The following is a 14639-nucleotide window of genomic DNA, read 5'->3' on the forward strand; positions in this document are numbered from 1 at the left end:
ATGTTAGAAGATAATTTATTCTTTATAATTAGTGGGGTCAGTTACATTATTCTCTTCAAAGGCTTTAAGTCTAGTTAAGCATGAATGACATGTACCACAAGACAACCCCTCATCTGATGGATCATAACAAGAAATCGTTTTAGAATAATCTACCCCTAATTCTAGACCAGCCTTGATAATTTCTCCCTTTGACATATTTATTAAGGGAGCATGAATGGTAATTTGTTTACCTGATACTCCTACAGCAGTTGCAAGATTTGCCAGATTATTAAAAGCTACTAAATATTCCGGGCGGCAATCTGGATAATTAGCGGAATCAGTTGCGTGTATCCCTATAAAAATATCAAAAGCTCCTATTATTTCACTAAATCCTAAAGCATAACTTAAAAATATGGTGTTACGTGCTGGTACATAAGTAACTGGTATATTGTCCGACAATTCACTATGATCTTTATATTTTGGTACGTCTATGGCATTGTCAGTGAGAGCTGATCCGCCAAAGTTACGTAAATCAATATTTACAATTTTATGCTGTTTGATGTTATAGTTGTTAACTAATTGTTTAATCTTCTCCAGTTCAACATTATTGCGTTGAGAATAGTTGAAACTTATGGCATAAATTTCGTAATTCATTTTTTCCATCATGGCTAGTACGGTAGCTGAATCTGCACCACCACTAACTAAAGCTACTGCCTTTTTCATAATAATCTGCATCCGTTTATCATTAGTATATATAGCTAATCCGATTAGCATTACTCTACCTATTAGCGAGCCGTAGTATCGCTCGATTAAGCACTTGCAAGTTATCACTCCCGCTTCCCGTTGTCATATATGGACGAGTGAATTTGTCAACAAAGAAAATAAAAAAATAGAGCCACAAAGGAAGCGGTCATATATTCGGCATCGAGTGCCATAATGGTTTCTGCATTCTTATAAATATCCTTGAGTGACCTCTCATTCCCACGGCTTCTAGAGCCTCGACATAATTACGGATTTTATTCAGAATACTTATTCATTAACTCTTTAACTTTCGTTCTCTTTATTGTTACTATTCTTTACTCGCAATATTTATCAATTACCAATTTTTATTTAGTTGACATAGTTTCTTCTTTTTTCTCAACTAAACTAATTTGCAACATATTCGCTACCATTGGTGACTACTGCATAAGCAATCCTTGCTAACTTATTTGCTAAACCAACACATATAATATTATATGATTTATTTTCAGCAAATTTCTTCACTGCCCACTGCACTAGTTTATCTTTCGATTCCTTACCACTTTTTGCTCTTATTGCTATTGTCCTTGCAGCTTGAATCAACATAGTTCTGGCATATCTATCTCCCTGTTTGGTAATCCCTCCTAAAACTATCTTATCTCCTGAGCTATGTTGCTTTGGTACCAAACCAAGCGAAGCAGCAAAATCCCTCGGGGTTGGATAACTTTCCATTGGGGCTACACTCAAACAACTAGCATTGATTGCTCCAATGCCAAAAATTGTCTGCAACCTAGTAGCTTTCTCACTTTGCTTATTATTGCTGATAATCAGCTTTTCTAAAGTTTTCTCTTTGTCACATAAATCCTCAATTTCTTTACATTCTAAAAGTAAAATTGACCGTATCCCAGAATTTATATAACCTTTACTATACGCTAACTCTACCTCCAGCCTACATGATTTGCAAAATTTATTTTTACTTAATTTTGTATTATAGCCATATTTACATAAACTTGATATTGTAGAATTAGTTTTTTGCACACGATCTCTGATCGTATTACTTCTAATTTTATGCAAAAATTTTATATCTTGTTCCTCTTTGCTTTTTGGCAGCACAGTTTTTAATTCTGGATCACGAGCCGCTTTGCATATTGCTAACGCATCGTTATAATCATTTTTCTGTTTCGATGTAGCATAAACTTTTACATCTTTTGTTTTCATTAGTTTGACTTGCAAACCAAGCTTAGCAATTTCCTGTGACCAATAATTAGCTCCTCCACATGCTTCCATAGCTACCAATGAACTTTTATCGAGATTGCTTAAATAGGCTATTAACTCATCTCTTGTAACTTTTTGATAACCTATTTTTTTGCCATTTTGATCGACTTGCACCAAGTGCATACTATTTTTTGCTAAATCTATTCCTATTATAGTATTTTTTATGCTATTATTTATCATGGTATGGACCTATTAATTAAATTATTATTTAATTTGGAGCAGCTGAAAACTATTTTTCAGCTGACTCCGTACAAGTAAAGCATATTTCGCTTCACTCGTCCATACCATCATTCCCGCCTACGCACATAGGCGTCAGTTTAAGGAAAATAAGATGAAAAATATGTAGGAAGATACGACTTAAGATTGTATAAATGAGGATTCACAAACAACTAATAAGGCATCCTCAAAATAAGTATACAAGAAATAGTCAAAAAAATAAAAGGTTTTTTAATACCAGCTCAATTAAAAAAACTTGCTAAAGAACAGAAAATGATAATAAGAGAACGTAAAATTACAGCAGAGTCAGTAGTACAAGCTACTCTTCTTGCATCTGTTACTCGATAATCAAGTTTTTTGCAGAGCTTATAAATAGTAGGTTGTTTGAAGGAAATTTGAATATATCTCTTGCCTAAAACTCGCCTACCTATTATTTATTGTTCTTATTTCCCAAATTATTTGAGTATACTATACAAATAGTATATGTTAGAATGAAAGATAAAAATAGCAACAAAATCAACTAATTTATAATATGGAATTTGATCCTAATCTACTATCTCGTATACAATTTGCTTTTACTATAAGCTTCCATATAATTTTCCCGTCTTTCACAATTGGTCTTGCTAGCTGGCTGGCTGTAGTAGAAGGGTTATGGCTCAAAACTGGCAATAATATTTACCAAGAAATATATAAATTTTGGATTAAGATTTTTGCTATTACCTTTGGTATGGGGGTAGTATCCGGCGTTGTTCTGTCTTACCAAATTGGTACTAATTGGTCAGGTTTCTCTTATAAGGTAGGTAATGTACTTGGACCACTTCTCGGTTTTGAAGTGCTTACTGCCTTCTTTTTGGAATCATCTTTTCTTGGAGTAATGTTGTTTGGTTGGAATAAAGTTAGTAAAAAAATGCATTTTGCTGCTACTTTAATCGTGGCAATTGGTACAATTATCTCTGCCTTTTGGATTCTGTCAGCTAATAGCTGGATGCAAACTCCTAGTGGTTATGAAGTACGAGCCGATAATATTTTATATCCGATAAATTGGTTAGAAATTATTTTTAATCCTTCATTTCCATATCGTTTCTGCCATATGATTGTTGCATCATACTTAACTACAGCCTTTGTCATTGGTGGCATCGCTGCTTGGTATCTTGTACAGAAAAAATTTGTTGCCCATGCTAAAATCATGTTTGGTATGGCAATGTTGATGGCAGTATTTGTTGCTCCAATACAGCTTTTTATTGGTGACCAACACGGGTTAAATACTCTAGAACATCAGCCTGCAAAAATTGCTGCTATGGAAGGTATTTGGGATACAGAAAAAGGTGCTGCCCTTAGGGTCTTTGGCTGGCCATCAGCTCAAGAAGAGACAACAAAATATACGATAGATATTCCAAAAATTGCTAGTTTAATACTGACCCATAGCTTAGATGGAGAAGTACAAGGGCTAAAAGAATGGTCAAAAGAAAATCGCCCCCCGGTATTAATAGTATTTTTATGTTTCCGAATAATGGTAGGAATCGGTATGTTAATGATAATTACTGGGGTAATTGCCGTAGTCTTATATTTACGTAAAAGATTGTTTGATACTAAATGGTTCCAATATTGGTGTATGTTGATGACGCCAACTGGCTTTGTAGCCGTGCTATCCGGATGGTTTGTTACGGAAATTGGTAGGCAACCTTATATAGTATATAATATAATCAGAACATCTGAAGCATCTTCACCAATACTAGGGCAATATATCTTTACTTCATTAATTGCCTTTGTGATAGTTTATGTTTTTATATTTGGCAGTGCCACTTATTATATTATAGATTTAATAAAGAAAGGACCTACTATAATAACAAAAGAAGAGACATATGGTTTCCACAGTTTAGGAAATCCAATAGAGGATACTGCCTACGATAACTAATTAATTATATTTTGAGCTATAGTCAATTGATGAGAAGTTGGGGGACGTTGTCGCTCAATGTTCCTAGCCCCAAATTCTCCTGAATTGAATTGACTATAAGTCAGAATGGGTATAAGAGGCTAAAACAATGATAGGTAGGAGCTTATATGTGTAAATTCATCAGAACACCAATGCACCCACACGAGAATGACATTAAATGGCTACCAAATCTTTTTCTTATTAATAAAATCACCAAAGATACCAAACAAAATTATTCGGTCAATTCTCCTCTTATAGTTAATGATCATTTGGAATATGGTAGAATATTTCATAAGATTCTAGAAGATGCCGTAAAGATTAATGATTTTTCTAGTATGAACACCCACCCATTTATTGGTAAATTACCAACAATGTTACAAGAAAAAATTCACAAAAATATTGACAAGTTACTGAATAATCTAGAATTTATGGCACTTATTTCTCAAGAGCTAAAAACCGAAGTACCGATAGGGATAAATCTAAATGATGGTGTTAAGATAGGAAGGATTGATTTACTTGCCATCGATAAGGGAAAGTTAACCATTATTGATTATAAATCCGATGCTAATCCACCTAAAAATTGTCAACTAGTTAAGGAATCTTATATCGATCAATTGAATTTTTACCGACATCTATTAGCCAAGTTGTATCCTGACAATGAAATTATTTGCAAAATTTTATGGCTAGAAGATGCCAGTTTTATGGCTATTATGTAAGACATATAGCAAAGGTGGAGTTCATACCCTACAATTTTTTATTTATTTCCTTATGATGAATAAAAAAGCTGACTGCTAAGCGTCATGGCTCAGAGCTACTTTAGTAGCGACAAAGCAATCTATAAGAATTTAGTATAGATAACTATATGGTTTCATCTATGTGTCATCAAGACAAAAATACCAATTTTGTTACTATTTTTGTGTTAGTTTACTTATGAGTTTATAAAAACAAAAAATTATAAAAAATTTACTAATTAGCTATTAGTGGAGAATAAAAAAGTAGTATAATGGATATTATAGTTGGAAGGAACAGGTGAAAACAATGATAGAAGAAAAAATAAAAATAATATTAATTACCAACCAAGAATGTTTGTTGGTACCGATGACTTCTACGATTTGTTGCTTAATAGCGACATATTTGTTGACAAAAGTCTGATGATCAAGGAGTTGTTAGAAGATAGTGGTAAAGTCACCTTAATCACCCGCCCAAGGCGGTGGGGGAAAAGCCTGAATATGGATATGGTTCGGAGATTCTTTGAGATAGAGGTGGATGAGCATGGGATACCCTTGCCGCAAGAACAAAGAGTTAATTATAAGTTGTTTAGTGGAGGAGAGGTGGATTTGGGTTTTGATGAAACTAAAGAACTAAAGCCATTGAAAATTGCTAATGTAGAAAACTCTATGAAACGTCAAGGTCAATTCCCAGTTATTATTATAAGTTTCAAGGGCGTTAGGGGCAGTAGTTATGAGGAGATTGAAAGTAAAATCAGCTATCAAATAATTAAGTTATTTAGCAATTATCGTTATTTAAAACGTTATGTAAGTGAAACAGAACATTTATTGGAAGAAGCGGAAAAAGAGCAATTAACTAGATATTTTTCTGGAAAGATTAACAAAGTAGATCTTGAGAATAGTTTAAAATTTTTAAGCGATTTACTTTTCAAATATTTCAATCAAAAGGTCTATATACTAATTGACGAGTATGATACGCCAATTAATAGTGCATATATGAAATTTGGCAATAATTCAGAAGAATTTGAGGAAGTATTATCTCTATTCCGGGCAATATTTGGCAATAGTCTTAAAACCAATGATTCATTACAAAAAGGTGTTATTACCGGCATATTACGGATTGATAAGGCTAATTTGTTTTCAGATTTGAATAATTTAACTGAATGTAGTTTACTAGATGAAAGATTTTCTAGCAGTTACGGATTTACTCAAGCAGAAGTTGATGAACTATTAACTAAAGTACCAACCACTACAAAGCCAGAAGAAATTAAAAATTGGTATAATGGCTATAATTTTGGTGGAGAAGTCATTTATAATCCATGGTCGATTATGCAATGTTTGGCAAGTAAAGGCAAGCTTGATCATTATTGGATTGATAGTGGCGGGACTGATTGGATTGATCATATACTGCTCTCAGATGAGATGCAACAAGAGTTAGATCAATTGTTAGCAGGAAAATCTATAGTGAAAAAAAAGAGTCTGTCCTATAGTTTGTGTAAGTTGCAAAGAAAGCAGTAAGAGATTACTGTAAAAAAAGTAACTTAAGCAAGCAAGGAGGAATTATGGCTAAAAAATTAGATACAGATAAAGATACATTAAACATCAGTAATCAGCTAGTAGAAGAATTATTATCAAAAGCAGATCCATCGGAGTTATTTGGTCGAGATGGTTTATTTCAACAGCTAAAGAAGCAAATAGTTGAGAAAATATTAGCAAGTGAGTTGGATCATGAATTAGGATATTCAAAACATAGCAAGATGCCAAAAGTAGATAATAATCGTCGTAATGGTAGCTATGAGAAGACAGTAATTGATGGGGATGGTCGTAAGCTGACAGTAGAAGTACCAAGAGATCGGGAAGGAGAGTATAATCCCATAGTACCCTACAATTTTTGTAAAGATGGTATTAGGATAGAAAAAAGTTTTTGTTTGGGAGGTATTAATAATGTGGATATTAGCTGCGTTATGGCTGTTGTAGATTGATAAAAAGCATTTTTGATATGATCAAAGCCATAGGTAAATAAGAGTCAATCATTTAATTTGTGTAAGTTCATTTTTTATTTTCCAATAAATCATATTTAAAATCTCCACAAAGTATTTCAAATTGATTTAAAGCTAAAGACCAATCTTTAATAGGCATGGTCCATTTTTTGGCTGCATTTTGTAGGGATAAAAATATTATTTTTTGAATTGACTTATCATCTGGAAACACCCCCTTATTTTTGATAATTTTTCTAATTTGACGATTTACAGATTCTATAGTGTTAGTAGTATAAATTACCTTTCTGTTCTCTTCAGGAAAGGCAAAAAACGGTATTATCCCAGACCAATTACGTTGCCAAATATCAGAAATTACCGGATATTTTATAATGGTCCCAATATTTTGGACAGAAAAATAAGAAAAATGAGATAGAATTCTTTAGCAAACAAGGAGAGCTAGAGATGAAAAAACAAGTAAGGCAATATAGTGCTGAGGAGAAAGCCAAAATTGTCATAGAAGCAATTAAGGGAGAGCTAACAATAGCCCAGATAACCAGTAAGTATGGTGTTCATGCAACACAGATCAGCAACTGGAAAAAACAAGGTCTTGAGTTGTTAGTACAAGGTTTTAAGAATAAAACACAGAGTGCTGATCCAAATCAGCAGGGGTTAATCAAGAATCTATATGAGCAAATTGGTCAGTTAAGCGTTGAGTGTGACTGGCTCAAAAAAAAATCTGCATTGTTTGGAATTAAAGGTTAGGTGTAATATGATAGAGCCTAATCATAATAAGTTAACAATTGTACAACAGTGTAAGTTATTGGATATTAGCAGGTCAACCTATTACTATCAACCTACTGGTATTAGTGAACAAGATATCAAGATTATGGCAATAATTGATGAGACCTATACTATGCATCCATATTATGGTATGCGGCGGATGGCTAAATATTTACAAGCCCAAGGTTTTTCGGTAGGTCGTAAAGCTGTTAGACGTTACTACAAGATAATGGGTCTTGAAGCTGTTTATCCTAAAATAAATTTAAGCAAGAGGAATCAAGCGCATAAAATATATCCTTATTTACTAAAAGGATTAGAAATAGTATTGCCAAACCAGGTTTGGAGTGCAGATATAACGTATATAAGACTGAGCCAAGGGTTCGTATATTTAGTAGCTATTATTGACTGGTATAGTCGTTATATTCTAAGTTGGCGAATCTCCATTAGTTTGGAAAGTGAATTTTGTGTAACAGCCCTTGAAGACGCTATAGAAAAATATGGTATGCCAAAAATATTTAATACTGATCAAGGAGTACAATTTACCTCGGAGAATTTTATTAGTATGCTAAAGCTACATAATATCTTGATTAGTATGGATGGTAAGGGACGAGCCTTAGATAATATTTTTATTGAACGTTTTTGGCGATCATTAAAACAGGAAAAAATTTATCGGATTATTTTAACAACAGTAAAGGAGGCAAAGACAGCAATTAACGAATATATGGACTTTTATAATAGACAAAGGATGCATCAAGCTTTGGATTATAAAACTCCAGAATGTGTATATTTTGAAAAAAATATTGTATAAAAACAACAATTTAATTTTTGTGAATTATATCTCTATTTATCTAAATTTTTGTCTAGACAAAGGGGACCACCTTACTACTAACACTATAGAATCTGTAAATCGTCAAATTAGAAAAATTATCAAAAATAAGGGGGTGTTTCCAGATGATAAGTCAATTCAAAAAATAATATTTTTATCCTTATAAAATGCAGCCAAAAAATGGACCATGCCTATTAAAGATTGGTCTTTAGCTTTAAATCAATTTGAAATACTTTGTGGAGATTTTAAATATGATTTATTGGAAAATAAAAAATGAACTTTGTGAGTAGACCTAACCAATTGCTTGGTTAAGCCCCTCCTCAGAACCGGACATGCAGAGCTACCGCATCCGGCTCCCGAAAGGTAAGATAGGCTTGTACCCTATTTTTTTTTTGTTGGTTTTAGAACATTGAAATGGTCTTCCACTTATTTGGAAAGTCGACCCTTTTGAGTATTTCAGCTAATCTTTGCCAATTCATCTTACGCTTCCCACCCATTCTATTAAACCACCCATATATTGCTCGCCTAGTTTGGTGAATAAATGAACTTACTCGTCTTTGATTATCTGATATACCATGATAATTGATCCACCCCTTTGTAGCTCTAATGACTTGCAATAATATCTGTTCTTTGCCCCTCTCATTAAGGTGACTTCGTAGATATTCTCTTAGCCCTTTAAGCTTCTCGGTAAATCGATCTTTCCTTGTGGTATATTTTAATCTCCATATGTTACCAAACCTTGATTTACCCCAATAGCAAGTAAAGCCAAGAAAATTATAACTCTTGATCTTCTTACCTTGCTTAGCTAAGTCCTCAGCATGGTATCTACCGGACTGAATCATCTGCGATTTAGCTTCATTGATGTTCAAGCCATACTTGTTTAATCTTTTGGGCAAAACCTCATAAAACTTCCTCGCGTCTTCTTCATTCTCAAAGACGAACACCATATCGTCACAATACCTCACCATTCCAGTTTGCCCTCTTATGTTTTCCTTGCTGATTTTAGCAAACCAACAGTCAATAACATAATGTAGGAAGACATTTGCCAAAATTGGTGATGTTTTAGACCCTTGGCGGCATCCTTCCTTGTTAGTAACTGTAATGCCGTTTTCTATAATTGGTGTTTCCATCAGTTTCATAACTAGTCTTAGGAATCTTTTGTCAGATATTCTCTTTCTTAGGAATCCCATCAACTCAGAATGTTTGATTGAATTGAAGCACTTAGTTATATCAATTTCAACTACAGCTCCTTTATTGAAGTTATACGTAAGTCTATTCAACTCCTTAAGTGCATCATGGGCGTTTAATTTAGGTCGAAACCCGTAAGAACATTTTAAGAATATTGGCTCGAACACTGAGTTTAATATCTTGCTTACTGCCGACTCGATTATCTTGTCTTCAAAGCATGATATTACCAAAGGTCTTTTGCCTCCATCTTCTTTTGGAATCAATGTAATTCGTGCAGGTTTAGCTTGATATTGCCCCTTGCGAATTTTAGTAAGGAGCGAGAGCAAATTTGCTTCCAACTTCTTACCATAAACCGCTTTGGTTATACCATCTATTCCTACAGCTTTCTTGCTATCAAGTTCCTTATATTGTTCTTCTAACATCTTTAAATCAATAATATGTCCAAGATTATTAAACTTTATGTCTTGATTTTGTGATGATAGCAACTTTATACGCTCAAGTTTCGTTGACCATGTATTTCCGTCTATGCTGTGTACGGTCATTGTTTCCCTCTTACGTTCTTACCTTTCTGTCAGCCCTTCGCTCCACTCCCATTACGAAGCTTCATCACTACTACAACTGACTCAGCCATCCTTAACACCATCTCCAAAGCCTTATGTTTCGGCACTTGTACTTTGAATACTTACTTAACTCAGTAAGAGTTATAAGGACTTCTCAAGTTGTGTCATTAATCTCTACAAACTCGCTGACGCCTGAGACCCCGATGGTTGAAAACTTTCGGATTTTCGCTAGTTTGACCTCTAGTTTTCTCTTGTCTACTGCGTTGTGTAGCACATCGACTTCCACTACCAATATCATTTCAGGGCTATCACGTTCACCATTTGGTTTCGGCTCGGATGTTTCGCTGTCTACGCTTTACTACTGTCGTTACCTTCAGCAGCACAAGACTCGCTATATGGTGGAGCTAGCTACTCCTTCCATAACAGGACTTTCACCCGTAAGATTAATGCACCTTATCTTGACGCACACACAAATTAAATGATTGACTCCATTACCCCCATATACTAAACCTCAATTGGTCCAGTAGTTAAACCATTAACAAATTGTTGCAAATAGGGATTATCACTATTTTTTATCTCATCTTTTGTTCCAAACCATAAAATCTTCCCTTGATAAATCATAGCAACCTCTTTAGCTATCATATAAGCACTATTCATATCATGGGTTATGGTAATGGTAGTAGCTTTTAGCTCTTCTTGAACTTTAATTATTAATTCATTAATAACATTAGCCATGATAGGATCAAGACCGGTAGTTGGTTCATCAAGAAAAAGAATCAAAGGATTACCACAAATAGCCCTAGCTAAAGATACTCTTTTCTGCATCCCCCCAGAAAGTTCAGATGGATAAAGATTGAGTATCTTACTAGATAAACCTACCGAATTAAGTTTAGATGCCGCTAACTCTTGTTTATTTTTGGGAGATAATTTATACAATTTTTCAGCAAAAAACGTAATATTATCTTGAACAGTTAGAGAATCAAATAAAGCTCCCCCCTGGAATAGAAAGCCTATAGTTTCCATCATTTTAAATCTATCTTTATTTGAGATATTGACAGTCTCTACCCCATCAACAACTATACTACCTTTATCAGGCTGCATTAACCCAACTATCGTCTTAATTAGTACTGATTTACCAGTTCCTGAACCGCCAAGGATTACTATCGAACTATCCTGCTTTATATCCAAGTCTATACCATCAAGTACCTTTCGGTTACCGAAAGATTTATATAATGAACGTATTTTTATTTTTAATTGGTTATTCATAACTTTAAAAAAAACATGCTGTTATTAAGTAATTACTGATTAAAATCAGCACCGAGGAACTTACTACCGCCGAAGTTGTAGCAGTTCCAACTCCTTTTGCTCCTGTTCCAGAGCAATATCCACTATAGCAACTTATTATTGAAATAATAAAACCAAAAGCTACTGCTTTTACCAACCCAGAAATAACATCTATTGATTGTAAAAACTTAAAGCTATTTACCATATAACTAGAGCTATTAAAATTAAGCTTATAAACACTTACCAAATAGCCACCCATTACTCCTAATACATCACCTATTAATACTAAACATGGTAAGGTAATAACTGCAGCTAGCACCCTTGGCAAAACTAAATATTTTATTGGATCAGTTGACAAAGTATAAAGAGCATCTATTTGTTCCGTCACTCTCATTGTAGCTATTTCAGCGGCAATTGATGCACCAACCCTACCAGCCACCATGAGACCTGCAAGAACTGGTCCAAGTTCTCTAGTTATTGACAGAATTACCACCGTAGCTATTGAACTTTCAGCCGAGAAACGAGAAAAACCTGTATAACTTTGTAATGCCAGTACAGCCCCAGAAAAAAAGGTAGTCATCGCAACAACTGGTAGGGAGTAAAAGCCTATAGATAACAACTGCTTGAATAGTAAGTTGCCATATAAGGGACGCCTAAAAATACTAGTAACTACCGCTATAGTAAATAGAGAAAAAGCTCCTATAGTTTTTGCGAAAGCAATAGTATGTTTGCCGAATAAATTAACTATATTAATAATCATTTTTATATACTCTCTTATATCTGTCACCGAGCATGGTAAGAATTTCATAACCAATGGTGTTTATTACACTAGCTATTTTATCTGGGGTACAATAATCCCCTATAATCTCCACTTGTTGCCCTAAAAATATTTCATTTGGTGGTAGTTCAGTAACATCAATGGTAATTAAGTCCATCGACACTCTACCAACTACAGGAGCTAAGTAGGAACCAATACAAACTTCTCCACAATTGCTAAAAGCCCTAGAATAACCATCAGCATAACCAAGAGGCAAGGTAGCAATCAATCTATTACGCTTTGTTTTAAAAATCATATTATAACCAATATAATTTTCTGGCGGTAATTCTTGTAATTGTATTATCGGAGCAGTCAGCCTAATTGGGTTATGCATCGGATTTTTCGAGGAAATTCCCAAAGGATTAATCCCATATAATGCCGCACCAGGACGTATTAAGTCAAAATGATATTCTTGTCCTAGAAATATACTACTAGAATTAGCTAAGCTAGCTTTAGCTGTTGGTAAATAGTTTAGATAATATCTAAATTTTGTTAATTGTTGTAAATTATAAGGATTATCCGCTATTTCAGAGGCAGATAAATGACTTATAACATATTGTAATTCAAGACCAGATAATAGGTTAGGGTTATCTATGATACGTTGCATCTCTATGTCAGCCATTCCCAAACGATGCATACCAGTATCAACATGGATTGTACAGCGTAATACTTGTTGTTTTTCAGCAGCAAACTTTTGCCATATGGCAATTTGTTGTAAACTATTAAGTACCGGAATTAAGTTGCTATTGCCAAATTCCTCAACATCATTGTAAAATACACCATGAAACACAAAAATATTAGATTTTTCTCCTAACACTTTACGTAATTCTACCCCCTCATTAACTGAGTTTACAAAAAAATTCTGACAATTCTCCATCTGTAATGCTGGTGCGATAATATCGGCTCCAAGTCCATAGCTGTTAGCCTTTACCACAGCAGCAATTTTTGAATTTTTGCAAATTTCAGAAATAATACGATAATTAGTACGAATTTTTGCTAAATCTATTTCAAGAGTACAACGAGCATTGTGCATAATAAAATCCTAAATCCTCATAATTTTGTCATAATCTTGCATAGGTTGTAATGCTGCTACAATAATTGGAGTAACGGATATTATATGAAATTTAGAAGGTAAATCAGTAGTTTCTATAGTATCAGTTATATAAATGTTCATTATATCAGAATTCTCAATATTTTTCTTAGACGCCCCAGAAAGCACAGGGTGAGTTACAAAAGCATCAACAGATAATACCCCTACTGCCATTAATAGCTTAGCCCCCTTACAAAGGGTTTTACCACTATCAACAATATCATCAATTAATAGACAATGCTTGCCTGAAACGTTACCTATTATTTCTGACATTTGGCATTGATCCTTGCTATCCCTGCTTTTATTAATAACCGCCATATTCATGTTAAAAAGCTTATTAACTGCACCTATACGTACAAAACCACCAATATCTGGAGACACAATAATAGCATTATTATAGTTCTTAATAATCGGAGCAAATAAACTGATTGGCTCAAGATTTTGTATAGCAATTTTAAAAAATCCTTCTAATTGCTGTGAATGCAAATCAACAGTTATTATGCGATCAACCCCAGCAATTTCCAACATATTTGCTACCAAACGAGCAGGGACTGGAGAAAAATTATCATATCTACGATCTTGGCGACTATAGCCCAAATAGGGTATAACCGCAGTCACTTTTGAGGCTCCTGCCCTTTTCACCGTATCCACTAATAATAAAAGCTCCATCAAGTGGTTATTAGTTGGTCTAGAAATAGATTGCACTATAACAACATCACACCCTTGTACGTCCTCAAGGATTTGTACTTTTGTCTCACTATCGTCAAAAGTTGTAATGTAAGTTTCCACATATTGACAATTTAGCTCCTTAGCTAAATGTCTAGCTAATTTTTTGTGACTAAGACCTGCAAGAATTTTCATGCTAATTAACCTCAGTTTGATGTAAGAGGAAGGTTGAGATTGTTTAATTTTCCAAAAGCTACAGAAATTTTATTAAGCTTAAAAACATAGGCAAGCAGTCCAGATAATACATTAGTTTGAAAATTCATAACAGATCTATGCCTTGTATGGTCTATATGACAAAGGTTTTTTAGTTGATCGTTAATGGTTTCAATAATATACCTTTTATTTAAAAACCGCTTTTTAATAGGATCTATTATTCTTTCTTTCATATTACTTTTAATTTTTGTTATTAGTTCTAAACCTTGATTAGCAAGGGATTGAGTGAGTTTTTTACTGATATACCGTATACCTGCAGCAAAACTGCATAACTTTATCTAATGTTTTTGCTAGTATGAATTTTTTA

The 14639-nt window shown here is 33.9% G+C and carries 15 protein-coding genes and 1 pseudogene; 7 read left to right on the forward strand and 9 right to left on the reverse strand.

Annotation, left to right across the window (positions count from 1 at the left end; translation table 11 throughout):
* Positions 1–15: 15 nt before the first annotated feature.
* Positions 16–702 (reverse strand): 7-cyano-7-deazaguanine synthase QueC, encoded by a 687-nt coding sequence (queC, locus tag NBW66_RS10120; RefSeq protein ID WP_250310897.1) that lies wholly within the window; start codon positions 700–702, stop codon positions 16–18.
* A 423-nt stretch (positions 703–1125) separates the two neighbouring features.
* Positions 1126–2172, reverse strand: coding sequence for an IS110 family RNA-guided transposase (locus tag NBW66_RS10125; RefSeq protein WP_250310898.1), 1047 nt, complete (start codon positions 2170–2172; stop codon positions 1126–1128).
* Between the two features lie 568 nt (positions 2173–2740).
* Here NBW66_RS10125 and NBW66_RS10130 point away from each other — a divergent pair.
* The 4 genes from NBW66_RS10130 (at position 2741) to NBW66_RS10145 (ending at position 6851) form a co-directional block, all read left to right on the forward strand.
* Positions 2741–4123: a cytochrome ubiquinol oxidase subunit I gene (locus NBW66_RS10130; protein WP_250310899.1), complete on the forward strand. Its 1383-nt coding sequence runs from the start codon at positions 2741–2743 to the stop codon at positions 4121–4123.
* A 170-nt stretch (positions 4124–4293) separates the two neighbouring features.
* On the forward strand, positions 4294–4857 hold the full coding sequence (locus tag NBW66_RS10135; protein WP_250310900.1) for a PD-(D/E)XK nuclease family protein: 564 nt from the start codon (positions 4294–4296) through the stop codon (positions 4855–4857).
* Between the two features lie 300 nt (positions 4858–5157).
* The gene (locus NBW66_RS10140; protein WP_250310901.1) at positions 5158–6387 is read left to right on the forward strand and encodes an AAA family ATPase; all 1230 of its coding nucleotides are present in this window, start codon (positions 5158–5160) and stop codon (positions 6385–6387) included.
* Positions 6388–6431: 44 nt separating this feature from the next.
* Positions 6432–6851 (forward strand): transposase, encoded by a 420-nt coding sequence (locus NBW66_RS10145; RefSeq protein ID WP_250310902.1) that lies wholly within the window; start codon positions 6432–6434, stop codon positions 6849–6851.
* Between the two features lie 67 nt (positions 6852–6918).
* Here NBW66_RS10145 and NBW66_RS10150 read toward each other — a convergent pair whose 3' ends face one another.
* Positions 6919–7284 (reverse strand): transposase, encoded by a 366-nt coding sequence (locus NBW66_RS10150; RefSeq protein WP_284346754.1) that lies wholly within the window; start codon positions 7282–7284, stop codon positions 6919–6921.
* A 26-nt stretch (positions 7285–7310) separates the two neighbouring features.
* On the opposite strand from NBW66_RS10150, the gene NBW66_RS15320 reads away from it, so the two are divergent.
* Genes NBW66_RS15320 through NBW66_RS10165 form a run of 3 tightly spaced genes read left to right on the forward strand, consistent with a single transcriptional unit; the run spans position 7311 to position 8620 of the window.
* The gene (locus tag NBW66_RS15320) at positions 7311–7610 is read left to right on the forward strand and encodes a transposase (protein ID WP_094649795.1); all 300 of its coding nucleotides are present in this window, start codon (positions 7311–7313) and stop codon (positions 7608–7610) included.
* Between the two features lie 7 nt (positions 7611–7617).
* Positions 7618–8436 carry an IS3 family transposase gene (locus NBW66_RS10160; RefSeq protein WP_250310664.1) on the forward strand — a complete coding sequence of 273 codons (819 nt, stop codon included), beginning with the start codon at positions 7618–7620 and terminating at the stop codon, positions 8434–8436.
* Between the two features lie 19 nt (positions 8437–8455).
* Positions 8456–8620 carry a transposase gene (locus tag NBW66_RS10165; protein ID WP_250310903.1) on the forward strand — a complete coding sequence of 55 codons (165 nt, stop codon included), beginning with the start codon at positions 8456–8458 and terminating at the stop codon, positions 8618–8620.
* Positions 8621–8855: 235 nt separating this feature from the next.
* On the opposite strand, the gene NBW66_RS10170 is transcribed toward NBW66_RS10165, so the two are convergent.
* The 6 genes and pseudogenes from NBW66_RS10170 to NBW66_RS10195 form a co-directional block, all read right to left on the reverse strand.
* Positions 8856–10184 carry a reverse transcriptase domain-containing protein gene (locus tag NBW66_RS10170; RefSeq protein ID WP_250310618.1) on the reverse strand — a complete coding sequence of 443 codons (1329 nt, stop codon included), beginning with the start codon at positions 10182–10184 and terminating at the stop codon, positions 8856–8858.
* A 522-nt stretch (positions 10185–10706) separates the two neighbouring features.
* Positions 10707–11468, reverse strand: coding sequence for an ABC transporter ATP-binding protein (locus NBW66_RS10175; RefSeq protein ID WP_250310904.1), 762 nt, complete (start codon positions 11466–11468; stop codon positions 10707–10709).
* Between the two features lie 4 nt (positions 11469–11472).
* On the reverse strand, positions 11473–12246 hold the full coding sequence (locus NBW66_RS10180; protein ID WP_250312185.1) for an MlaE family ABC transporter permease: 774 nt from the start codon (positions 12244–12246) through the stop codon (positions 11473–11475).
* Entirely contained in the window at positions 12236–13336 is a 1101-nt protein-coding gene (locus NBW66_RS10185) for an alanine racemase (RefSeq protein WP_250310905.1), read from the reverse strand. The genes NBW66_RS10180 and NBW66_RS10185 overlap by 11 nt, the downstream gene beginning before the upstream one ends.
* Before the next feature lie 9 nt (positions 13337–13345).
* Entirely contained in the window at positions 13346–14254 is a 909-nt protein-coding gene (locus tag NBW66_RS10190) for a ribose-phosphate diphosphokinase (protein WP_250310906.1), read from the reverse strand.
* A gap of 11 nt (positions 14255–14265) precedes the next feature.
* Positions 14266–14577, reverse strand: a pseudogene (locus NBW66_RS10195) (transposase); the annotation flags it as partial.
* Between the last annotated feature and the right edge of the window lie 62 nt (positions 14578–14639).

It is taken from the genome of Rickettsia endosymbiont of Oedothorax gibbosus (assembly GCF_936269705.1).
GTDB lineage: Bacteria > Pseudomonadota > Alphaproteobacteria > Rickettsiales > Rickettsiaceae > Tisiphia.